The following is a 22,173-nucleotide window of genomic DNA, read 5'->3' as shown; positions in this document are numbered from 1 at the left end:
GGGGAAATGGTCGTACCAGTGCTGCAGATAAAACCACGCATCGATCGCGGCCTGGCGCATGGCATTTTTCGTCGCTTCGTCGGGCGCAAACGGTTTGCCCTTTTCAATACCGAGCGATGCGAGCATGCCCATCATGATCTTGTCGTGGGCATTGACGGGCTCGACGCTCACGATCGCGTGCAGGTCGTCGAAATGCCGCTCGTCGAAATAAGGCAACGTGGGATAGCGATCGTGGATGGGATCGATGAAGCGCTGTTTCGGCGGATTCGCGGCCTGTGAAAGAGCGTACATGCGCAGACGCTGGGCATAGTGATACGCATCGGTCGCAGTCTTGCCGGGCGCGCGAACGGAGCGGAATGCGAACGCGATCCTGAAGTTCGGCGACGCGACGTGAAGATAGCCCTTGGGAATCGGGCCTTTATAGCCGGGACCGGTGAACAGAAACGTCGCACCTTTGCCTTTGTCTAGCCCCGACGGTCCGACGTCCGCAATCGTGAATTGCCACGCGTCGACGACCTGACCGTACACGCTCCCCTCGGCGCTGGCGGCCGGCACTTCCAGCACCACGGGGCCTTTGCGCAGATCGGTAAATGCCGTGATGTAAGGCGTCGTGCTGTTCGCCGTGATCGCTTCGAGCTTGGGCGTCGCCGGTGCGGAATACGCGATGATGTCGTTGTCTTTTACGCCGAGATTGTCGAAGGCGGCACGCCGGAAGCTGTAGATTGCGATGGCGGGCATGTTCCAGAGCACGGCTTCAAATGCACGCTGATACTTGATCTGGTAATCAAAGTCCTTGATCGAGCAGATGGAGCCGGCGGCCGGCTGGCCGCCCAGTGGCTCCATGGGACTGCCCGCACCCGAAGCGAGCGGCGTCGAGGCTTCGTCGGCGAGGACGTCCGGGCTGCTACCACTGGCCGCGAGACTCGCCATGACAGCCATGCTCATGCGGTGAAAGTCTCTGCGTGAAAGTGCCATCGACCTGTCCTCCAGAAAAATTCAGCATTCCATGCGCGCGCAACGGTCTTGAAAACTAACGCCAGCAAAAGGATCGGATACTTTCAGTAAAAGGGCTATAAGGGAAAAGGGCAATGTCGTTGCACTTTGGGGCATATCATGGCGTCTGCGGGGTGGACGACCTGCAGAACAAGCGACCCAACGACCGCTCTATCTCCGTGAAGTGCCACTTTGCTCGTGAAAAACGAGCTGTTGATTCGAGGTCGTTTCGAGTCACCCCGTGTCGTTTGCGATCCGCTCCAGCAGGAAGTTCGGCAGCGTCTTTAGCGCTTGCAGGCACTCGATTCCTCTCCTCTCGCTGTGACGCCTATTTGGGGCAACGACAATACTTCTCAACCGGCACAGAGCGAAGTAGCTGTTCACGTATCCACATGTGCGCTGCTGTGCCCGCATGCCGCGTGTGTTGATATATCTTCAGCGTGTAACGCGGCGCGATGAAAGGGGCGGGGTAGATTGTGACCGGCGCGGCGTCGCGCAGGATCAGGGCGGCGTGGCGCGGCACAGTCATCAACAAACTGGAGTGGGCAACAATGAACGGCGCAACGAGAACGGTCGGTAGCTGCACTGCCACTTCACGTGTTACGCCCAGCCGGTCGAGCACGAGGTCGATAGAACCGCGAGAATCGTCCCAGGGCGTGACCACCACGTGCTGTGCAGCGAGATACTGTGCCAGGCTCAGCTTGCGTCGGATCGAGGGATGCTGCCGACTTGCGATTATCACGTAGTCGTCGGAGAACCAGTCAGAGCTTTCAATCCCTGCTGGCAATGGCAACACTTCCTCTTCGTAGCCGAGCGCGAAGTCGATGCGGCCCGAGACCAGTTCGTCCGCCGACTCGCGGCCGCGTGAAGACACCACCTTGAAGCGGAGTTTCGGCGCGACGCTCTGCATTCTCGCGATAAATGCGGGAAGCATCGCAAACGCGGTGTAGTCGGTGGCGGCAAAAATGAACGTGCGTTCACTGCTGGCCGGATCGAACTGGCGCGTGGGGGCAAGCCCAGCGTGCAGCAAATCAAGCGCTTCGCCGACCGGACGCATCATCCTTTCGGCGGCGGCCGTCGGGCGCATTTCATTTCCGACCCGCACGAACAACTCGTCGGCGAGCGCATCACGCAGTCGCGCCAGCGCGTGACTGAGCGCCGATGCGCTTATTGCCAGCTCTTCCGCAGCCAGCGTCACCGAGCGATGACGCACCAACGCGTCGAATACTAGTAACAGGTTCAGGTCGAGTCTGCGCAGGTCACGATGCATAGAATTCAATCCATGATGAATAGAATGCAGTATATGCACTTCTTCTTTCGACTACCATCATGGGCCCGTTTCCCCTATTGCTTATCCGGAACTCGACCACGCTCATGGCATTGACTATCCGACCCGCCACCGCTGGCGACGCCGCGCTCATCCTGCGATTCATTACTGACCTCGCCGTCTACGAAAAGGCGGGAGATCAGGTCGCGGCGACTGCGGAAACAATCGCGACCTCTCTATTTGGGGAGCATTCGCCTTCGAAGGCGTTGATATGCGATCTCGACGGAAAACCGGTTGGCTTTGCCGTCTATTTCTTCTCCTATTCGACGTGGCAGGCAAAACCTGGTCTGTATCTGGAAGATCTGTATGTTTCGCCCGAGGCGCGCGGTCAGGGCACAGGAAAGCACTTGTTGCAGCATCTCGCGGGAATTGCGCTGGAAAATGGGTGTGGCCGCTTTGAGTGGAGCGTGCTCGACTGGAACGAGCCGGCTATCGCTTTCTATCAATCTCTTGGTGCAAAGCCACAAGAAGAATGGATCCGATATCGGGTGGAGGGTGACGCGATTCGGACGTTGGCATTATCGCCATCGCATTCGATCGTTTCGGGCTGAGCCACGACGTCACTTCATGCCCTGCGCCGATCAGGCACGGCGGTCTTCACGCGTCCTTATCCGAATCTCTTCGAGGCCGAAGAGTCGACGTTCATGCATTGCCGGACGGTGGCTGGATCAGGAAATAACACAGCCATTTGCACTTTGGGTGGAGGGGGCCTGGGCCGGCTAGAGCAGCGAGTATCGCGGGCGGTAGTCGGACAGTGGGAGTCGTTCATCAGGCATCAGTGAGATAGGACGACCGGTCCCGCGGGAGGACCGGTCATTCACAAATCATCGTCGGCCCGGTGCTCGACCGATTCAGGCGTTCGAGCCCGCATATCGGCGCGCCGATGGCTTCACGCCCGCTAGCAGATATCCCGGCTTTCCGGCCCGATCCCTGAACTAACGTGAACAGCAGCAATATCAGCGGATTTGCTTTCGCTACTTCCGGCCGCCTTGCCGTAGATCGAAGCACGCGGTTGCGCCAACACGCGCCGGACCATAGGCTCGAAGAAACGCAAGGGCAGCGTGTCGTAGTCTAGCCTGAAAGCTGCCGCGTCGTACTTCTGGCAAAACTCCGCGGTGCGCTCGAACAGTTCGCTCTGGCCGCGATATTGCTCCCTCAAATTACGATCCAGACCGAGATGGTGGAAGAAGTAGTAACCTTGAAAAATGCCGTGCTTTTCCACCATCCAGTGGTTCTCCGGACTGACGAACGGCTTGAGGATCGCCGCCGCGATGTCCGGATGGTTGAATGTCCCCAGCGTGTCGCCGATGTCGTGCAGCAGCGCGCAGACGACGTATTCTTCGTCGCGGCCGTCGCGGTGCGCCAGCGTCGCCGTCTGCAGCGAGTGAGTGAGGCGGTCGACCGGAAAACCGCCAAAGTCGCCGTCGAGTAGCCGAAGATGCGCGAGCACCCGATCCGCAAGCTCGCGCGCAAAGGGCAGGAAATCCGCGGCGATGCACGCCCAGTCTTCGCGGGTGGCCTGTTCCATGTGGCCGAACGTCGCCCGTTGATGCGATGTTCCCTGATTCATGTTGTCTCCTGTGTCGTTGTGGGATGAAGGCATGACTCAGCGCTTAAGCTTCATCATGAAATCCAGCAGCTTGCTGGCGCGCCCGGCGTAGGGTGGCATGAGCATGTCCAGCGCCCGCCACGGGCTTTGCTTGAACACCGGCCGAAGCTTGGAAAACGTCAGGAAGCCCTCGATGCCGTGGTAGTGCCCCATCCCGCTGTTGCCGGTGCCTCCGAACGGCAGCGAGTGCATGCTGCCGTGCAGAAGGCCATCGTTGAGCGTGACTCCGCCCGAGATAGTATTGTTCAGGTAGTAGTCCTGCAGTTCTCGGCGGTTGCTGTAGACGTAAAGCGCGAGCGGACGCGGCCTCGCGCCAATGTATGCCACCACCTCCTCACGCGTACGATAGGTCCGTACCGGCAACAGCGGCCCGAAAATCTCGCGCTGCATGATCTCCATGTCGTCGGTCACGTTCAACACGGCGTAAGGCGGCATGAGCCGGCGCGCCGCGTCGCCAGACTGCCCGGGACATAGCTCCACCACTGTCGCACCCTTCGCGCGAGCGTCGGCCAGCATCGCCAGCAAACGGTCGTACTGCCGCTGATCGATGATGGCGGTATAGTCGCCATTGGTGAGATCCGGGTAGCGCGCCTGCGCAACCGCGCGAGCCGCTTGCACGAACGCGCCGACGTTCCCCTCCGGTATCAGCACATAGTCGACGTTGGTGCAGATTTGCCCGGCATTGAGCATCTTCGACCACAGGATACGTTCTGCAGCCTTGCGCACGGGATAATCGGGAGCGACGACGCATGGCGACTTGCCACCGAGTTCCAGCGTCACCGGCGTAAGGTTACGCGCCGCGTTCGCCATGACGGCGCGGCCGGTTTGCGGCGAACCCGTGAAGAACAGATGGTCGAACGGCAACTGCGTAAATGCGGGCCCCCTGCCGTTTCCGTCGTCGAAGATAGCAAGTTCGTCTTCGGCAAAATACTTCGGTATGATCGTCTGGAGCAGGCGAGCCAGATGCGCGGAATTTTCGCTCATCTTGACCATCGCCCGATTGCCCGCTGCAAATGCGCATATCAGCGGCTGGAACGTCATCGCGATCGGAAAGTTCCATGGCACAACGATTCCGATCACGCCGACGGGCTGCGGAAACGTCCACGCCCGCGCGAGCGGATATTGCGTGACGTCGAGGCGGCGCTTTTGTGGCTTCATCCAGCTTTTAACGCGCTTGCAGGCATCGAGTGCCGCGTCCTGAACCTGGAAGATTTCGGTCAACCGCGTTTCGAAGCTGCTGCGGCACCCATAGTCGCGGTTGACCGCTGCGATCAATTCGTCCTTGTGCGCGATCATCATGCGATGGATCTTGCGCAGGCGCTCGCGGCGGACTGCGAGACCAGGATTGCGATGGCTTGCGTAGGCGCGTTGCTGCAACGCGAAGACGCGGGTGAATTCGGCTGGAAGCTGTAATTGATTGACTTCGGAGTGGTTGGACATAGTTTGGACGGCAGTGACGGTAGTCGGATGGGCCGCCTCGCGAGCGGCCGGAGCGCATCAGGCGCGCGTACGGATCATGTCCGCGCATTTCTCGCCTATCATGATCGACGGTGCGTTGGTGTTGTTCGACGTGATGGCCGGCATGATCGACGCATCGGCCACGCGCAGACCGTCAATACCCTTCACACGCAACTGCGCATCGACGACCGCCATCGGATCCGTATCCGGGCCCATCCTGCATGTGCCGCATGGATGATATTCGGTGTCGGCCGTGTCGCGGAGCATGCCTTCGATCTGAACTGGATCGTCGCGCTTGAAGGGCGTGAGCGTTTTACCCCGGCAACGATCGAAGGGCCCGGCGTGCATGATGTCCAGCGCGATCTGGGTTCCCTTGACCAGCGTTTTCATGTCGTCGGGATGGCTGAAATAGTGCGGGTCGATCAACGGCATTGCACGGGGATCTGCGCTTGCGAGCTTCACGGAGCCGACGCTCTTTGGTCGGCTCAGCGTGACGTGCAACGAATAGCCGTGACCGAGATGCTGCTTGCGCGCATGATCGTCGACGATGCCGACTACGAATTCCAGTTCGATATCCGGTGCATCCACTGCGGGATCGGTGCGCAGAAATGCACCGGACTCCGCTGCATTGCTGGTCAACATGCCCGTGCGGCGGTTGCGCCACTCGCCGATCGCAGAAACCGCCTTTGCGACGCCCTTCGCCGAAATACCGAAGGTCTCGTGATTGCGCGGCGAACGATAGATCAGCACCGCCGTGATGTGATCCTGCAAATTGGCGCCGACGCCAGGCATGTCGCGATGAACGGGAAGTCCCAGTTCCCGCAGATGCTCCGCGGGCCCGATGCCGGAGGTCATCAGGATCTGTGGCGAACCATACGCGCCGCCGGAGACGATCACCTCCCGGCGTGCCCTGACGCGACGGACGTCGCCACCGAGCCAGAACTCAACGCCGGTTACGCGTCCCGATTCGACGATCAGCCGCTTGCAGTGCGCCTGCGTGCGCACGTGCAGGTTCGGGCGATCAAGATTCGGGTGAATGAACGCCGCAGCGGCGCTGCAACGCTCGCCCGCCTTCTGGGTGACCTGCGCGGGCCAGCAACCGAAATGCTCTCGGCCGTTATAATCGAGGTTCAGCGGAATCCCGGTCGCCTGGCACGCGTCGAGGAAGACGTCGTTCATGCGGCTCGGGCTGCGCAGGTGCATGACGTTCAGCGGACCACCCTTGCCGTGATAGTGCGCGTCCACGAAGTTTTCGTTGTTCTCCGACTTCCTGAAATACGGAAGAACGTCCTCGTAGCTCCAGCCTTGATTGCCGCTGGCCGCCCAGCCGTCGAAGTCGCTGCGATGCCCGCGCGCGTAGACCATCGCGTTGATCGCGCTGCTGCCTCCAAGCGCCTTGCCACGCGGCTGAAAACCGCGCCGGCCGTTCAGACCCGGCTGCGGCACCGTCTGGTAGTGCCAGCTATGGATGCCGCGGGGAACGCCCGCTGCAAACCCGAGTGGCGCCCGGACCAGCGCCCCTTTCCCGGCGTCGCCCGCCTCGAGCAGGCACACATGAATGGACGGGTCTTCCGAAAGCCGGCTCGCCACTACACAGCCGGCGGAACCGCCGCCGACCACGACATAGTCGAACACTTCCACTTCTGTCTCCTCAGTCTGCGTTAGTCGCCTTTCCGGCGATCTGTCTTCACGGCGTCCGCACGCCGCTCTGCGAGGTCACGGATACCGTCCTGATTGCGATGATGTGTCGAGGAGACGAAAATAACTTATCATTTCCAGACAAGTTTTTTTTCGAGACAATGACATGCCGGAATTCGTCCGGGCAGACGGGCTACTCGAATTCGACGATCTCGTCGATCAGCTTGGCGGCAACGCGGACGCATTGTTGCGCGCGGCGGGATTGGACCCGCAGGAGACGCGCATGTCGGGCCGGTATCTTCCCCACAAGGCCTTTTCGCTCGCACTCGAAGAAGCCGCGCGAACACTTGGCATACCGGACTTCGGTATGCGCCTCGCGCGCAGGCAGACGATCCACGTCATCGGCCCGATGGCGCTCGCCCTCGAAAACGCTGAAACGCTCGACGAAATGCTGCTTCTGGCCGAGCGCTACATCCGCACCCATGATCAGGCGCTATCGCTCAGCCATCGCTTCGTGAGTCAGACCAACGAGTATCTGTGGACCTTCCGGTTGCGCGTGCGCGGAGCGAAGTCGCTGGCGCAGAATTGCGAACTCGTGGCTACGCTGGCATGCGACACGATGTCGAGTCTGACTGGCGGCGCGTGGCGGCCAACCGAAGTCTGGTTCGCGCATGCGCCGCCGGGCGAGCCCTCTTTGCACGCGCAATACTTTTCGTGTCCGGTGACGTTCAACCGCGACATCTGTGGGATCGTGATGCAAGCGGAAGGACTGCGTACGCCGATCAACGGCCGCAACGTCGCGATAGCCGGCCTCGCACGCAGCTATCTGCTCGGCCGTTTCGGCGATGGGAGACCCAGCCTCGCGCGTGAGGTGGAGTGCCTGATCCGGCCGCTCCTGAGCACGGGGCGCTGCAACCAGGAATACGTCGCGGGATTGTTCGCCGTGCACTCGCGCACGTTGCATCGACGCTTGCGACTGGAAGGCACATCGTTCGAAGCAATCGTGGACAATCAGCGCCGCATGTGGGCGGCCGAATTGCTGACCCAAGGCGTGACGATCGGTTATATCTCGGACCTACTCGGTTACGAGTACGCTTCCGCATTCTCGCGCAGTTGCACGCGGTGGTTCGGCCGATCTCCGCGCGCGTATGCGCGGACCAGGAAGATAGGTGAACAACATCCGTTGTCCGGAGTTCTGCAAATATAAACCGTTAACCGTGTCCGCAGACCCATTAATCAGACGACGGCGTCCAGTTCAACCGTTGCCTTCGGACATGTCCGCGGCGCCTCTGCGATGATCTAGGCCGCACCTGCGGGATCCGCAGCCTGCGTAGCGATGGGTGGAGCGCAGCCAGTTGGAGCGCTTCAATCCGGTCTGGCGTCCGTTCGCGGGCCCACTCTCGGATCGCAGCGACCACGCGGCGCGCGATTCCAGAAATCCCTGTGCGTGGCTGGCCGGCGAGCGCTCTCTGCACGTCGATCCGTTCGCTGGGTGCCTGCGATCGGGACGGGGGCCGCTCCATGGTCTGTTGCACTAGCGTCCCGCATTTATCGCAACAGAACCCTTTCGTCCGTCAACGTAGAAAGTGGTGGCGCGCGCATGGACAGGAAGCCGGCCTTCAGAAATCCCCGAGTTCGACGCGGTACTGGCGCCCGTTCCAGAGTGCCAGACGCCCGACGATTGGTCGACCGCGATTATTGCAATACCGCACGAAGACGAAGCGGCCAGCGCCCCGCTGGAGGCGCAGGTAAGGGTGCACGGGTAACGAGTGGGCATAGGCCTCGTCGAGCGCCGCGGCAAAGTCACGCCCGGCGGCGGTATCTGCCCGGTCGCGCCAGCGCGGCGCCTGGATGTCGTCGACCACGCTGTCGTCCACAAACAGGTCCGCGTGGAGCACTAGCACCAGCACACGTTCTCCTGTACCGGGGGCGCTCCCGATCGCGCCGCAGTGCCGCCGCTCGTGACCCCGAAAGGTCACTCCGTAGTGGCGGAACACCTCGTGATACCGGAATTGTTTCATATGCGTCTGCCTCCCCTTGAGCCTTCGTTCACGGCGGGAATGTCCGGCGGCTGAGCCAGCGCAAGCAGAGCAAGAACCCGTAGAATAGGGCACACGGCGGTCACGATGTTCGGCTACTGGCGTGGCACGTGCGGCGGCTCATCGTGTTGGTCCTTGTCTACAGGCTACAACCTCGTCCACATCGATCGGGGCCCGCAGGAAGTGTAGGCTGGGTGTAGCGTTGCTGTCTTCGACGGCACTTCCTCTCCGTTCTGGCTTTCGTCTATCCGGGCGCATCACGCAGATACCTGCATGGAGCGTTCGTAGGTGATCCGCTCGCCATCGTCCGGCAGTATCGCGCTACTCCCGTGGCACCTGTAACAGTTCACGCGCAGCGACGCGCCGCACGTTTTCTCCGGACCGACATCTAGCAAGAACCTCAGCACCTCCGGGCAGTATTACCTCGGCGGCCCCGATAGCGTGCGCGGCAACGAAGGGGGCGCGTAATCCGGCACGCACGGCTATCTGGCCACCATCGAATACTGGCAAGATGCCGCCTTCCAGAACACTCCGGGTCTCTGGCGGTTTTCCGCCTTTGCCTATGCAGTGCAGCAGTACAAGAACCTGCTCGTTCTCGGAACCGACACCGGGCAGTTGAGCAGCGCCGGCGTTGACGTGCAATGGGACGGCACCTCCCAGCTTCTGTCGAGCGTCGGCGTGGCTTTCCCGTTTGGCCGCATGGACGGAAATACTCAGCGCGAACGTCAACACTTCGATGCACTGCTGGTTGAAACTGCGCAAGTCATTCTGGGCCAGACCTTCAATGTGAACAGGCATTGGGCCACGGATAGGGAACGCGCCGCGCGAGGCGGCGCGTCGTCGCCAGGCTCGGCTCGCGCAGCGGCTGAAGGCAGGCAGCGGGCGAAAACATCGTTTTGAGCCGGTCGTTACGCTGCTGGTGACGGCGACGCACGTCAATACGGCGGATTGACCACGACGTACTGGGCCCCCTGCGGCTGATACCAGGTGCTGCCGCATTGCTGATACACCATGCCACCGTAGTTCACCGGCACGCAGTTGGCCGGCACCGAGTGGACGATCGAGCCGACCACCGCCGATGTCACCGCCACGGTGGCCGTGACGGCGGCGGCCGTGGCGATCGGGTGGTAATCGTCATCCCAGCCGCCGTGATGGTAATTGTTGTGCGCGTCCACATTGACATTGCGATTCACGTTGATGTTGCGATTCGCGTTGATGTTATTCACGCTCGTGTTGCGGACGTTGCGTGTGCGTGCGTCGGCGTTCACGTTGTTTAGGGGAGGGCGATTGGCGCGTGCACCGCCGCCGCCTGCGTGCATGCCTCTACCGCCGCCGCCCGGGTGCACGCCACCACCACCGCCTCTAAAGGCGTTCGCGGAGGGCGGCACCGTGAAGGCAATGCAGGCAGCTATCACGACAGGAAGAAGCCGGACCGGATTTCGCATGAGAGTGGTCTTCATGGGCCTACCCCTTGTTCTTGACCGGAACGATGTCGATCTTCTTCGCGCCAGCGGGCGGATGGAATGAGAACGTGGTGTCGTTGAAAGTGGCGTGCGTCGTCCAGTCGATGACCGAAGTGGACTGCGGGCGTGCGTCGTCGTCGCGGCGCGTGATCACGATCTTGCGCGGCAATGGACTTTCCCCGGCCTTGATCCAGATTTGCCAGTCAAGATCCTTCTGGCGGAATGCATAGTGATTGCAGAGGTCCGAGCCGATATAGTCCTGGCCCGCGAACATGGCGGACTCGAACTGGTCGGCAGGCGCATTGGACGTGCCCCAGATGAAAAGATCGGCCAGCGGGAACTCCACGCCATAGTTCTCGTTGAGCTTGTCGATCAATCCTGAGATCGTGCCGTCGAACGCGACGCTCGAGTAGTACTTCTCGCCCGGAGAAAATAGCGTGACCGTTTTACCGTCGAAGATGATCTCGCGCTTGCTGCGTGCGCTCGACATTAGCGCGCGTATGCGGTGCGGCCGGTCGACGTCCACGTCGGCCGTCGCCGTGTGCTGGAGTTTCTGACCGTCTTCCAGCACGCGTTCGCCAGTGAGGTCAGTCGAAACGCTAAAGCGTTTGAGTGACTGGAGGTAAGTCCCCATCTTCTTGAGCGCATCGACGGCCGCGGGGTCGACGGGATTGGCGACGCTGCTTGCCGCGACCGGTGCGGAAGCCTGGGCGAAAGCCAGTGGCGCAACGAGTGTCGCGGCCAACAGGGCCACGCATGTAACCCTTCTCTTCATCGTGTTCTCCCGGCATATGAGCGCGAAGCCGCAGAAACGTGAAAGCATCGTTTTTTGCAGGCGCTTTCACAGTATCGAGCCGCACGCTTGCAGTGCCTAATGTACTGGCCGCGATCGCGAAAGGGAAGGCTTCTGCCCGATATTGCCCAAAAGGGAAATGCGATTGCCCCAAGTCCCGATGTTGCAACTCGCGGAACCGCGCAATGCTTTACTGTAGGTCCGCGAGTCATGCATGCCCGGTGCATGAGGTAGCGATGCGTCCGCCTCGTCCTTCTCCTTCGTGGATCATGCATCGACGTGCCTGATTGCATAGGATTGCAATGTAATCGAACAATTCCAGCGACGCAGGCCCCGACTCCGTAGGGCGTTGCGCGCGCGCCTGTACAAGAATCGACGTGACGGTGAGGCGGGTGTCCGATGAAGGTGATGCGGCAGATGATCGTGATAGTGGAGGACGATGTCGGGTTGCGGCGCGCGCTTGAGCGGCTGCTGCGGTATTCGGGCTTTCGCACGCGATCGTTTCGCAGCGCCGAGGACGCCAATCTGTTCGAATTCGCCTCGATGGCGCGCTGCCTCGTCATCGACGTTCAGCTGCCGGGACTATCGGGGCCAGCGTTCTACGACACGCTGCACGCGCCGCGGCCGCCCGCGGTATTCATGACGGCTTATGACGGCGCACGCCCGCGCGGCGCCGTCGACAGCACCGGTGCGCACGCGTTGCTGACCAAGCCATTTCCTGGCGAAGCGCTGGTCGAGGCAATCTTCAAGGCCACCGCAACGGCGTGACGCATGCAGCCTGCGGCTGCGCTATGCCGATCGTCACCTTGATCCTTGAAGTTCCCAAGACGCGTCGGCCGCCTTGCAATATTGGGGTCCCAGCGTGAATGGCTCGCGCTGCCTTGCACAGTCACGACCCCGTATAAGCACGTTCTGTGGTGCTTGATCGAGGTGCCTTCCGGCGTGCGCGTCGCCCTGAATTCGGCTCGGGCCAGCCGCGTGACTGCTTCAGTGGCTCGTTTCGCCGTCGTCGCTGGTGTTCAGCACGACTCTGACCGCGCTGTTGAGCGCATCGATGTCCTGCTCATCGAGACGGCCGTCGGGTGCGCTCCCAAGAAAGCCGGCGCTCGCAGGCCAGGCGGTGTCGCCACGCACGCCACACCCAGCAGGCCGAGCGCTGCGACGATGCGCTTGCGTAAAATGATTCCGATGGAGTCATGACACAAGATGAACGTCTCCAATGATGCAATACACACCAATACCCGATGGGACGAGCGTGCGTTTGCCTGCCGATTCTCCCGGCGCTGTATCAGGGTTGCCATCGGGGATTTGGGGAAGCCTCATTGACCTTTCGGGCAGTCCATTTTGCCCCGTAAGGCTGCACATCGGGAGTTGTTGCGCCGCGTTGCTCCCGCGAGGCAAGCCACGGAATGTGGACGATGATAAACAGGATTGCAAATCGATCGAACCGTCACGCGGCGCGCTTTCGCGCGCCGCTCGTAGGCGCTGAATAAGTTCCAGCACTATCCGGTGATCGTACGGTTTTGATAGTGCGGGACCGTCTTCGCATAATCGGGCTGCTTTTTCGACGGATCCCGCAATGCTCGCAGCCAGGACCATCCGGGTGCCTGGAAACCGGTCGCGTATCCACGTCGCCAGGGCGAATCCGCTGCGTTCCTCGCTCCCCATGTCCGCAAGCACGATATCGATGGGTGATGCGTTGCCGGTGAGCAGGATTCCGGCCTCCTGGAGGTCCGTCGCCTCAAGAACGAGGTAACCCCATTCGCGCAGGTACGCGGCAAGAGGCGCACGAGCGAGTATGTCTGCGTCAACGATCAGGATATGAGGGGTAGTCACGAATGCGACTCCGGCGGTTGCAGGCCCAGCAGTAAACAGAATAATGTTATCGCGTGCGCCACGCTGTACGTCTTGGCGACAAACAGCGTCGCCAGTGCACTCACGTCAGGTAACGTCTCGCCGGAAGTGAGGATGACCGGAATTCCAGGGTGGTCTCTGGCAATCACTTCAGCGAGTTGCCGACCGTCAAGGGTGCCCGGCATCTGTATATCCGAAAATACGAGGTCAATTTTGCCTCCTTCGCGAACGTAGGTCAGCGCATCGTCGGCGCAATTCGCTTCGATCACGGAAAAACCCGCGGCACGCAATTCTTCGGCAACGCCCGCGCGCACAAGCGCATCATCTTCGGCGATCAGGATGTGAGCAACGCCCGGTTCCTGATGCGGTTGAGGCACCATCTGTTTCCCCCAAAAAGCTGTGCCCGTGGAGACACACAGCAATCGTTGCTCCCGAACGTTTGCGCTCCTGGGCGGCAAAGCCGTTGGAGATGGACGTCCTGGGAAGAAGGAGCATGTCTTTTCGCCGCAACGTTCCCTAGGGTGTGCACGCCTCGCTAGAAGCGGTAACCCAGACCACCCAGGATTACGTCGGTGTCGCGGCTATAGCGTGTGACCACACGGTTCCATGTCGCACGTACAGACCAATGCGGTGTGAAGCGATACGATGCAGAGACCGAGACGAGCCCGGAAAGAATGCCGTCGCCGGTGTCGCGATCCTCGCGGTGAGTTCCGTGGTGGATAGCAGCGTAAAGGCCCACGCCGAAGCCGAGCGTAAGGCTGTCGTCGAAGAACGCGCGGGTAAGCCAGAGTTGTGCGGTTCCGCCGTCGCGCCTTGCCGAAAGTCCGTTGCCTTCATGCAGGTAGCCGATGGTGCCATCAAGCCAGGGCGTGAAGCCGCGCCGGTATTCGACGGCCTCAGCGGCCGATGTCTGCGAGTCGAGACTGTTCAGAATGGTCTCCCCCGCCATCAGCGTGATTTCATTGTTGGTCATATTGTGCGTACGCGATAGCGCGAAATCACGTGGGCCAGGCGTGTCGGGTGCGTCCAGTTGATAGCCGACGCCGAGCATGAGCGCCGTCGTGGAGGGCCCGTGCGAAACCTGTACGCGGTTTAATTGCAGGTTCGCGGTCCAGCGGTACGCCGAATACCATGTCATACGTGCGCTATAGGCAACTCCCCAACCATGTGTGTTCGAGTAATCGAGCCCCTGGTTGGCGGCCTCGGTATCGAAGTAGCGATACGGTCCGACGCCGAGCGCGAATACAAAGCGCCTGCTCGCCAGTGGCAGGCGTGCCCATGCCTGCACACTCTGCCCGTCACGATGATGGCCCGGAATATGTCCTTCATTCAGCCATGAAACGCTGCCGGAAAAATATTCTCCGAAGCCTTCCATGTAATTCATCTCCCACGAGTACGAGTGATTGGAAGCGCCCACAAGCGGACCAGCGAAAATCGCCAACTCCTGCGCGACGGCGCAACTGGGGAATATGAAGAAAGCAGGAGTTGCAAAAAGCAGCCACCAATCTCTGTTCATTGCATTCTTTGACCGGCGAGGACAGGCTGTAAACGGCGTCACAGTTGCGCATCATTGTTGCTGCAAGGTATCTCTGAAAGCGATGAAGCCGGGTACTCAATCCGCGTGACGACGGAAGCACAGCGCAGACAGGACGGTAGCAATCTGCGCTACTGGCATAGCTCGCAGCCATGCCGGATCTTGAATGATGCTCGACGCCCGGTGGGGACGGAGACCGTAAAAACAGGATCCGTGCCCCTCCACACGCCTCGGAATCTGGATTAGATGGACCGTATTCACATCGCGACTGCTGCTCGCGGACGGCACGTCAAATTCGAGGTAACTGCCGAGGAAACCTTAACGGCATCGGGCCACAGGCCTTGAGTCCAATCGTCTCCCGGTTCCATATTGAAGCTACCGGTCTCTATGTCGATCGTGCAGTCGCGAGCGCGACTGCAACGGTACCTGTTGGTTTGATCAACTCGGTCTCGGCGCCCATACGGATCGCAACTGCCACGCCACGCGCCAGAGGATGGAAGACGCCGAAATGTACCTTGAGATTGCGGATGTACATGAGACATCAACAGAAGGCATAACAATGTTGAATCAAGATCCGTACGCGCCGAGTCACGACACGAACTCGTTGAGCTTCTCGCACCATCGATTTTTTGCTTGTCCGGCCATCACCAAGTTTGATGTGTCGGCATGCCAAAAACCTGGCATGCCTTGGCGACTGCGGGATCGTTGTCATTGGCATCCCTGATGCTGCCTTGCAACTCAGACCAAAAATAGTGCTTTTTCAGGTTTGGCGTTATCCAAAAAACGAAATTATCGTGTTGCCCCGCTGCTTTAGCCGTTCTTCACAGAACAATCGCTGACCGAACTGGAAAGGAGGGAGCCGTCCCGAGCCGCCAATGTGCTGACACAACAATTTCTCGAGCCTGTCCATGGACTCGTTGCCTCCCGGATGATCCAGAACGGTCCTTTGTTTATCGTGAAAAGTTTTAGCGATGCTGGGTGGCGAGGGGTATCGGCTCCTCAGTGCCTCATTCAGGCGCGCAGTGTCCGGGCGAGCGTGTCGCTTGGAAGTTCCCCAAAGGCGTTGCGGTACTGGGCGGAAAATCTGGACAGGTGCCGAAATCCCCACTTCGAGGCAATTGCCGAAACGGGGAGGGTCTGCCCAGGCATAATCAGATCTCGCAGTGCTCCGTTCAGCCGCATGTTGATGAACCACCTTCCGGGTGTCGTGCCCACGCAGCGTCTGAATATGAGTTCCAGCGAACGCAGGCTGTAACCACTGCGGCGAGCGATTTCTTCAAGTGGAATACTCGTGTCGCCCCCAATGACAAGGCGCTCGCAGCCCAGTATGAGGTGGTGGTGCCGTTGAGCCGTCGAAAGCCTGTGGGAGCTGTGCGCGGCGCTCGAGTTGGAAAGCGCAGCGACATAGCCGGTCAGCAGGGCTTGAGCGATTCCGGCGGCCAGCTCCGGCCCAGGTCCGCCACCGGGCGCAAGTGAAGCTGCCAGGCCCATTGCATCGTCGGCCAGACAGGTCAAGCTGGCTCGCGTACCCGGAAGAAGTCGTGCCCAGCCAACTGAGTCCACAGGCAAGTCAAGTGGACGCCCGCTGTACGTCTCAGCGGTGTGTTGCAGACGTTCCTCCGGTACCACGAAATTGATCCAGCGAGACGACGCTGAAGCGTGGTAGAGCAGGTCGATACCGGAAGGATAAATCTGGATCTCATCTTCCTCGACGAAGGTCGTGTTTACGCGGGTCGAGCTTCCACCCTGCGCCATCAATCCTATGCAGACTGCATTGCGAGGCATGGTGCCCATCGCGATCATCGGCACGTTATAGCAGCCAGTCTCAAGCCTCAGTTCGTCAAGCAACAGGCGCTGGTGCATCATCGTCGTGCGTTGCGACGATAGCAAACGATGCTCGAATGTTCCACCGTAGACGACATCGAACGCCAGCGCAGGCTCGAAGCCGGAATACACGTGTCGCTGAAAATTTGCGTGCAACGACATGGCAATCGTCCTCGATTTCGTTTTTTGGATAACGCCGGTTTCCCTGCTGCGCTATTTTAGTTTCAAACATGCGAACGAGGCTGATCCATGGTCGAGAGCTACCGGCAGGTAAGGGCACGGATCCGCCGACTCGAGGCCGAGGCTGAAGCGTTGCGTCACAGGGAACTGCGCAACGTTGTCATCGACATGCGTCAGAAGATCCGGGAGTACGGCATTTCTCCGGAGCAACTGTTCGGACCCGATTTATTCGATCTGGTTCAGTATCGCGACCCGGCAACGGGGCAAACATGGAATGGCAGGGGACGACCGCCGAACTGGATCAAGGGCAAGGATCGGGGGCTGTTTCGCGTGGATTGATGGATTATCTTGAGTGGCTTCGACCGGTTCCACGCCCAGAAATATGGAGTTGAGGCGGCATGTGAATCGGCCCATGTTGTGAATGATCAATAGGGGAACAGGATGAGACTTGAATCACGCATCGCCGGGCTTGCGAGGCCCGTCACTCGCGCACCCTTTGCACTTCTGGCTGCAGGCCTGCTGGCGGTAGCCGCCAACGGGCAGGCTCAAACGGATACCCAGCAACCCGCGCGTCCAAACATCGTGCTGATTGTGGCCGACGACGTGGGTTGGGGCGACATCGGCATATATGGTGGCGGCGAGGGACGGGGCATGCCCACGCCGAACCTCGATCGCATGGCCGACGAAGGCATCACGTTTTTCGACTTCTATGGACAGCCCAGTTGTACACCAGGTCGCGCGGCAATCCAGACAGGCCGTAACCCGAACCGCAGCGGCATGACGGCAGTCGCGTTCCAGGGCCAGGGCGGCGGACTACCGCATGGGGAATGGACACTCGCCTCGGTCCTGAAGCTTGCCCACTACAACACGTATTTCACGGGCAAGTGGCATTTGGGCGAAGCGGACTACGCGCTGCCGAACGCACAAGGCTACGATGACATGAAGTATGTCGGCCTCTATCACCTGAACGCCTACACGTACTCCGATCCGAAGTGGTTCCCGGACATGGATGCGCAAACGCGCGCGATGTTTGCAAAGGTTACAAAAGGTATGCTCTCCGGTAAGGCCGGCGAAAAAGCACACGAGGATTTCAAGGTCAACGGTGAGTATGTCGATACGCCACAGCAGGGTGTCGTCGGGATCCCGTTCCTCGACCGTTACATCGAAAAGGCATCCCTCGATGACATTGACGAGGCGGCCAGCAAGGGGCAGCCGTTTTTTCTCAACGTCAACTTCATGAAGATGCATCAACCCAATCTGCCCGATCCGGACTATATCGGCAAGTCGCTGTCGAAGACGAAGTATGGCGACTCGTTCGTTGAACTGGATGCGCGCGTGGGGCACATACTCGACAAGCTACGCGAGAAGGGCCTGGACAAGAACACGCTCGTTGTCTTCACGACCGACAACGGAGCATGGCAGGACGTTTATCCTGATGCGGGCTACACGCCGTTCCGAGGTACGAAGGGCACTGACCGCGAAGGGGGCGCGCGCGTGCCGTGCATCGCCTGGTGGCCCGGCACGATCAAGCCGCATCAGCGTAACTACGACATTCTCGGCGGCCTCGACCTTATGGCGACCTTTGCGAAGCTGGGCGGCGTCGATCTGCCGAAGAATGACCGCGATGGCAAGCCCATCATCTTCGACAGCTACGACATGACCCCAGTGTTATATGGAACGGGCAAGGCTGGTCGTAATACGTGGTTCTACTTCACGGAGGACGAACTCACGCCGGGTGCCGTACGTATCGGCCGCTTCAAGGCCGTGTTCAACCTGCGCGGTGACGCGGGCGAGCCGACCGGCGGTCTCGCGGTGGACTCGAATCTCGGATGGAAGGGCCCGGAAAGTTACGTGGCGACTGTTCCGCAGGTCTTCGACCTGTATCAGGATCCCCAGGAGCGCTACGATATCTTCATGAACAACTTCACGGAACATACGTGGACCATTCCGGCCTTCTCCAGTGCAGTCAAGGACCTGATGAAGACCTACGTCCAGTATCCGCCGCGCAAGGTGCAGAGCGAAGCGTACTCAGGGCCGATCACGCTCAGCCAGTACGAGCGATTCCAGTACGTCCGCGATTCGCTCCAGAAGAACGGCTTCAATATTCCGCTGCCTAGCGGCAACTGAGGATCCGGGTGTTGCCGGCAACCGGCGGCGCCGTCAACGTGGCGTGTGCCGGTTGCCGTATTGGCGTATATCCCCCGTCAAAAGAGGATCGAATCACGATGCGACCCGTCCAGCGCCTTTGCAGCGCGCACATCGTGCGACGGCGCGTAACCGCTCTCGCGGCTTGCGCGTGTCTCGCCCTGTCCGCCTGTGCGAGCCATGAACCGCCGCCGCTCACGACCCAGGCCGCTCAGACCGTCGCCGCCGGGGCGCCGGTAGCCGGGGCGCTGCCGTCCTGGCAGGACGGCGCGGCTCGCGCGGCCATCCTCAAGTTCATCGCCGACGTCACGCAGGATGGCGGCCCGCGGTATGTTCCGCCGGAGGCGCGCATCGCCGTCTTCGATAACGACGGCACGCTCTGGAGCGAGCAGCCAGTGCCGTTTCAGGTCGCGTTCATGATCGATCGACTCAAGGCTGCGGCGCCCCAGCACCCGGAATGGAAACGCAATCCTGCCTTCAAGGCGTTGATGGCGAACGATACGGCGACGCTCGCGAAAAACGAGAAGGCGCTCCTGCAATTGCTCGAAGTGGCCAATAGCGGCATGACCACCGATGAGTACGACGAGTCGATTCGAACGTGGCTCGCGAGCGCGAAACATCCCACGCTCAACCGGCCCTATACGGAACTTGTTTATCAGCCGCAACTGGAACTGCTCGACCTGTTGCGCGCCAATGGTTTTACAGTCTGGATCGTTTCGGGAGGCACGGCTGAATTCATGCGCGTCTGGGCTGGCAAGGTCTACGGTATCGCGCCTGAGCACGTCGTTGGCAGCGAAGAGAAGCTGAAGTATGAGATACGCGACGGCAAAGCCATGCTGGTTCGCGAGCCTGGATTCGACTTCTGGGACGATGGGGCCAACAAGCCTGTGGCGATTTTCCGTGCGATTGGGGAGCGCCCGATCCTTGCATTCGGAAACTCTGATGGCGACCGCCAGATGCTCGAATACGCAACAGGCGGCGCGGGACCGTCGCTCGGACTGCTCCTGCATCACGACGACGCGGCCCGCGAGTTCGACTACGACCGGCACGCGGGGTCGGCGAGTCTCGACAAGGCCTGGGACGAGGCGCGGCAACGCGGGTGGATCGTAGTCAGCATGAAACAGGACTGGAAAACCGTATATCCGGGGCCCGGTAGGCGCGCGCAATAGCGACCAGGGTGCCCTTAGGGATAGCGCTGGGAGCGAAACGGCCTGCTTTGGCACCTGCAACTGGAATCTGAGGATACGAGCGCGATGAGCGAGATCAGGGAAACGGCGGTTGAAGTACCGGTGACTTTCTTCCGCGAACGCCCAGCCGGTACCGAACCGGTTGTGCCGCAACACAAAGGGCGATTTCACGCAATGGCCAAGCCCATCGGCTCTACATGCAACATCGATTGCACGTATTGCTACTACCTCCACAAGGAACACCTGCTCGAGCAGCATCGCGGGCGCCGCATGGGGCCGACGATGCTGGAGCGCTATATTCGCCAGTACATCGAGGCGCAAAACGGCAACGAAGTCATCTTCTCGTGGCAAGGAGGCGAGCCAACCATGCTCGGCCTCGACTTCTTTCGCGATATCGTCGAGATTCAGAAGCGCTATGCGCGACCTGGCCTCCGCATTTCCAACGACCTTCAAACAAACGGCACGCTGCTCGACGACGCCTGGTGCGCCTTCCTCAAGGAAAACGGCTTCCTCGTCGGTCTCAGCATCGACGGCCCGCGTGAGCTGCACGATGCGATGCGCGTGGATCGCAAGGGGCGGCCCACGTTCGACAACGTCATGCGCGGCGTCGCGCTGCTGCGCAAGCACGGCGTGCAGTTCAATACCTTGACGGTCGTGAACCGGTTAAACGCTAAGCGCCCGCTCGACGTCTACCGCTTTCTGCGTAACGAACTGGGCTCGACGTATATCCAGTTCATTCCGTGTGTCGAGCCCAAGGACTTCCATACGGTTGCGCCACAACATTGGCCCGAGGACGCACAGCCGTTACTCGGCACTGCGGCCGCGAAGCCGGGCAACCCGGATTCCGTCGTGACCGACTGGTCGGTTGACCCTGACGACTGGGGATACTTTCTTTCGAGGACCTTCGACGAGTGGCTCAAAAAAGACGCGGGCCGGGTGCTCGTTAACCTGTTCGAGACAGCCGTCGTGCAGACGATGGGGCGACCCGCGCAAACCTGCGTGACAGCCGAATTTTGCGGCAAGGCGCTTGCGATCGAGCACGACGGCGAAGTGTATTCGTGCGATCACTACGTCTACCCGGATTACGCGTTGGGGAATATTCGCGATACGCATATAGGCGAGATGGCGTTCTCGGCGCGCCAGCAGTCGTTCGGTTACGCGAAGCGCGACACATTGCCGGTGTACTGCCGCCAATGCAAGCACCTGAAGGTGTGCTGGGGCGAGTGTCCGAAGAACCGGTTCATCCGCAGCCCGGATGGAGAGCCGGGCCTCAATTACCTGTGTTCCGGTATCCGTCGCTTTCACGATCACGCCGGACCGATGTTCAGGCAGTTGGCCGTACAGTCAGTTTAATCAGTATGTTCGAACATGCCTGATGTCCACTACGTCCCATCCTGTCAACCAGGGAGTATTCATGAGTAAGCCGGCTCGAACGACCGTTTATGTCATTGACGATGACGACGCGTGGCGTAGCGAGCTGAACCCATTCCTGCGCGACTCGGGATATTGCGTTTTCCACTTTGCCACGATGGAACAGGCGTGGCTACAGGCGTTTCATACCGGACGCGGTTGTATTTTTCTGAATGTCGGAGCCGATGAGTGCGTACTCGGACTCGAGTTTCGGCTGGCGCGAATACGGGCGCTCAATGGCCTGCCAGTCGTAGTAACGAGTTCGGGCGGTGACGTAGCGACCGTAGTAAAGGCAATGCGTGCAGGTGCAGTCGATTTCCTGCAGAAGCCCATCGACCCACACATAATGTTGCGCAGCCTGGACGCAGCGCTGAATTCGACCCGGCAAGCCAGTCCACGCGTTGCGCTGGCAAACCTGAATGAGCGTGAACGTATTGTCCTGACCGGAATACTCGCTGGTCAAAAGAACCGGGAGATCGCTCAGCAGCTCGATGTGTCGGAAAGAACAATCAAATACTGCCGAAGTGCGATCAGGTGCAAGCTCAAGGTCGCCTCCCTTGTGGAGCTGTTCCGGTTCGCTGGGAGAGCGGGGGACGTAGGCGAGATGGCGACGGTGATTCCGGTTGTTTCAGAGGTAAATTGCAATCCAAAGTAATTGGACCAGAGTATTACCTGGCAGTCCTGCTAGCGCAGCAGTGAGAGTTTCACGACGGGCCACG

Annotated in this window: 21 protein-coding genes; 9 read left to right on the top strand and 12 right to left on the bottom strand. The window is 60.2% G+C overall.

Features of this window, described 5'->3' with window-relative positions; genetic code table 11:
- A partial coding sequence (locus tag U5768_RS24055; RefSeq protein ID WP_322032890.1) for a DUF1254 domain-containing protein occupies positions 1-975 on the bottom strand: 975 nt, incomplete at its 3' end.
- Between the two features lie 346 nt (positions 976-1,321).
- Positions 1,322-2,263 carry a LysR family transcriptional regulator gene (locus U5768_RS24050; RefSeq protein WP_322032889.1) on the bottom strand — a complete coding sequence of 314 codons (942 nt, stop codon included), beginning with the start codon at positions 2,261-2,263 and terminating at the stop codon, positions 1,322-1,324.
- Positions 2,264-2,367: 104 nt separating this feature from the next.
- On the opposite strand from U5768_RS24050, the gene U5768_RS24045 reads away from it, so the two are divergent.
- The gene (locus U5768_RS24045; RefSeq protein WP_322032888.1) at positions 2,368-2,871 is read left to right on the top strand and encodes a GNAT family N-acetyltransferase; all 504 of its coding nucleotides are present in this window, start codon (positions 2,368-2,370) and stop codon (positions 2,869-2,871) included.
- A 347-nt stretch (positions 2,872-3,218) separates the two neighbouring features.
- Here the strand turns inward: U5768_RS24045 and U5768_RS24040 are convergent, their stop codons facing one another.
- Genes U5768_RS24040 through U5768_RS24030 form a run of 3 tightly spaced genes read right to left on the bottom strand, consistent with a single transcriptional unit; the run spans position 3,219 to position 7,007 of the window.
- A complete protein-coding gene (locus tag U5768_RS24040; protein WP_322032887.1) occupies positions 3,219-3,890 on the bottom strand; it encodes an HD domain-containing protein in 672 nt (223 codons plus the stop codon).
- Between the two features lie 36 nt (positions 3,891-3,926).
- On the bottom strand, positions 3,927-5,369 hold the full coding sequence (locus U5768_RS24035; protein ID WP_322032886.1) for a coniferyl aldehyde dehydrogenase: 1,443 nt from the start codon (positions 5,367-5,369) through the stop codon (positions 3,927-3,929).
- 57 nt (positions 5,370-5,426) lie between these two features.
- Positions 5,427-7,007 carry a GMC family oxidoreductase gene (locus U5768_RS24030; RefSeq protein WP_322032901.1) on the bottom strand — a complete coding sequence of 527 codons (1,581 nt, stop codon included), beginning with the start codon at positions 7,005-7,007 and terminating at the stop codon, positions 5,427-5,429.
- A 184-nt stretch (positions 7,008-7,191) separates the two neighbouring features.
- Between U5768_RS24030 and U5768_RS24025 the strand changes: the two genes are divergently transcribed.
- Entirely contained in the window at positions 7,192-8,232 is a 1,041-nt protein-coding gene (locus U5768_RS24025; protein WP_322032885.1) for an AraC family transcriptional regulator, read from the top strand.
- 412 nt (positions 8,233-8,644) lie between these two features.
- Here U5768_RS24025 and U5768_RS24020 read toward each other — a convergent pair whose 3' ends face one another.
- Positions 8,645-8,935, bottom strand: a complete 291-nt coding sequence (locus U5768_RS24020) for a hypothetical protein (RefSeq protein WP_322032884.1) — start codon at positions 8,933-8,935, stop codon at positions 8,645-8,647.
- A gap of 696 nt (positions 8,936-9,631) precedes the next feature.
- Here U5768_RS24020 and U5768_RS24015 point away from each other — a divergent pair.
- Positions 9,632-9,964, top strand: a complete 333-nt coding sequence (locus U5768_RS24015) for a hypothetical protein (RefSeq protein WP_322032883.1) — start codon at positions 9,632-9,634, stop codon at positions 9,962-9,964.
- Between the two features lie 35 nt (positions 9,965-9,999).
- On the opposite strand, the gene U5768_RS32010 is transcribed toward U5768_RS24015, so the two are convergent.
- Entirely contained in the window at positions 10,000-10,290 is a 291-nt protein-coding gene (locus tag U5768_RS32010) for a hypothetical protein (RefSeq protein WP_415913963.1), read from the bottom strand.
- Between the two features lie 238 nt (positions 10,291-10,528).
- Entirely contained in the window at positions 10,529-11,302 is a 774-nt protein-coding gene (locus tag U5768_RS24005) for a DUF2092 domain-containing protein (RefSeq protein ID WP_322032881.1), read from the bottom strand.
- A 435-nt stretch (positions 11,303-11,737) separates the two neighbouring features.
- Here U5768_RS24005 and U5768_RS24000 point away from each other — a divergent pair, with 435 nt between their 5' ends.
- Positions 11,738-12,088 (top strand): response regulator, encoded by a 351-nt coding sequence (locus tag U5768_RS24000; RefSeq protein ID WP_322032880.1) that lies wholly within the window; start codon positions 11,738-11,740, stop codon positions 12,086-12,088.
- A gap of 426 nt (positions 12,089-12,514) precedes the next feature.
- Here the strand turns inward: U5768_RS24000 and U5768_RS23995 are convergent, their stop codons facing one another.
- The 4 genes from U5768_RS23995 to U5768_RS23980 form a co-directional block, all read right to left on the bottom strand.
- A complete protein-coding gene (locus U5768_RS23995) occupies positions 12,515-13,156 on the bottom strand; it encodes a response regulator (RefSeq protein WP_322032879.1) in 642 nt (213 codons plus the stop codon).
- The gene (locus tag U5768_RS23990) at positions 13,153-13,554 is read right to left on the bottom strand and encodes a response regulator (RefSeq protein WP_322032878.1); all 402 of its coding nucleotides are present in this window, start codon (positions 13,552-13,554) and stop codon (positions 13,153-13,155) included. Before U5768_RS23990 ends, U5768_RS23995 begins: the two co-directional genes overlap by 4 nt.
- A 155-nt stretch (positions 13,555-13,709) precedes the next feature.
- Positions 13,710-14,690, bottom strand: a complete 981-nt coding sequence (locus U5768_RS23985) for a hypothetical protein (RefSeq protein ID WP_322032877.1) — start codon at positions 14,688-14,690, stop codon at positions 13,710-13,712.
- A 1,029-nt stretch (positions 14,691-15,719) separates the two neighbouring features.
- The gene (locus U5768_RS23980) at positions 15,720-16,694 is read right to left on the bottom strand and encodes a helix-turn-helix transcriptional regulator (protein WP_322032876.1); all 975 of its coding nucleotides are present in this window, start codon (positions 16,692-16,694) and stop codon (positions 15,720-15,722) included.
- 87 nt (positions 16,695-16,781) lie between these two features.
- Between U5768_RS23980 and U5768_RS23975 the strand changes: the two genes are divergently transcribed.
- The 5 genes from U5768_RS23975 (at position 16,782) to U5768_RS23955 (ending at position 22,109) form a co-directional block, all read left to right on the top strand.
- Complete coding sequence (locus U5768_RS23975; RefSeq protein ID WP_322032875.1) at positions 16,782-17,051, top strand: H-NS histone family protein; 270 nt, start codon at positions 16,782-16,784, stop codon at positions 17,049-17,051.
- A 102-nt stretch (positions 17,052-17,153) separates the two neighbouring features.
- A complete protein-coding gene (locus U5768_RS23970; protein WP_322032874.1) occupies positions 17,154-18,839 on the top strand; it encodes an arylsulfatase in 1,686 nt (561 codons plus the stop codon).
- Positions 18,840-18,937: 98 nt separating this feature from the next.
- Positions 18,938-20,026: an HAD family hydrolase gene (locus U5768_RS23965; RefSeq protein ID WP_322032873.1), complete on the top strand. Its 1,089-nt coding sequence runs from the start codon at positions 18,938-18,940 to the stop codon at positions 20,024-20,026.
- 192 nt (positions 20,027-20,218) lie between these two features.
- Positions 20,219-21,397: an anaerobic sulfatase maturase gene (locus U5768_RS23960; protein WP_322032872.1), complete on the top strand. Its 1,179-nt coding sequence runs from the start codon at positions 20,219-20,221 to the stop codon at positions 21,395-21,397.
- Positions 21,398-21,458: 61 nt separating this feature from the next.
- Complete coding sequence (locus U5768_RS23955; RefSeq protein ID WP_322032871.1) at positions 21,459-22,109, top strand: response regulator transcription factor; 651 nt, start codon at positions 21,459-21,461, stop codon at positions 22,107-22,109.
- Positions 22,110-22,173 lie beyond the last annotated feature (64 nt).

The sequence above is a fragment of the Paraburkholderia sp. J76 genome, assembly GCF_905220295.1.
Taxonomy (GTDB): domain Bacteria; phylum Pseudomonadota; class Gammaproteobacteria; order Burkholderiales; family Burkholderiaceae; genus Paraburkholderia.
This window is presented reverse-complemented; position numbering and strand designations above follow the sequence as displayed.

Coding starts and splice junctions, on each gene's coding strand:
- U5768_RS24035 (WP_322032886.1), bottom strand. CDS start 5,369: ATGTCCAACCACTCCGAAGTCAATCAATTACAGCTTCCAGCCGAATTC.
- U5768_RS23970 (WP_322032874.1), top strand. CDS start 17,154: ATGAGACTTGAATCACGCATCGCCGGGCTTGCGAGGCCCGTCACTCGC.
- U5768_RS23955 (WP_322032871.1), top strand. CDS start 21,459: ATGAGTAAGCCGGCTCGAACGACCGTTTATGTCATTGACGATGACGAC.
- U5768_RS23990 (WP_322032878.1), bottom strand. CDS start 13,554: ATGGTGCCTCAACCGCATCAGGAACCGGGCGTTGCTCACATCCTGATC.
- U5768_RS23960 (WP_322032872.1), top strand. CDS start 20,219: ATGGCCAAGCCCATCGGCTCTACATGCAACATCGATTGCACGTATTGC.
- U5768_RS23975 (WP_322032875.1), top strand. CDS start 16,782: ATGGTCGAGAGCTACCGGCAGGTAAGGGCACGGATCCGCCGACTCGAG.
- U5768_RS24005 (WP_322032881.1), bottom strand. CDS start 11,302: ATGAAGAGAAGGGTTACATGCGTGGCCCTGTTGGCCGCGACACTCGTT.
- U5768_RS23980 (WP_322032876.1), bottom strand. CDS start 16,694: ATGTCGTTGCACGCAAATTTTCAGCGACACGTGTATTCCGGCTTCGAG.
- U5768_RS23985 (WP_322032877.1), bottom strand. CDS start 14,690: ATGAACAGAGATTGGTGGCTGCTTTTTGCAACTCCTGCTTTCTTCATA.
- U5768_RS24045 (WP_322032888.1), top strand. CDS start 2,368: ATGGCATTGACTATCCGACCCGCCACCGCTGGCGACGCCGCGCTCATC.
- U5768_RS24040 (WP_322032887.1), bottom strand. CDS start 3,890: ATGAATCAGGGAACATCGCATCAACGGGCGACGTTCGGCCACATGGAA.
- U5768_RS24050 (WP_322032889.1), bottom strand. CDS start 2,263: ATGCATCGTGACCTGCGCAGACTCGACCTGAACCTGTTACTAGTATTC.
- U5768_RS24000 (WP_322032880.1), top strand. CDS start 11,738: ATGATCGTGATAGTGGAGGACGATGTCGGGTTGCGGCGCGCGCTTGAG.
- U5768_RS23965 (WP_322032873.1), top strand. CDS start 18,938: ATGCGACCCGTCCAGCGCCTTTGCAGCGCGCACATCGTGCGACGGCGC.
- U5768_RS24025 (WP_322032885.1), top strand. CDS start 7,192: ATGCCGGAATTCGTCCGGGCAGACGGGCTACTCGAATTCGACGATCTC.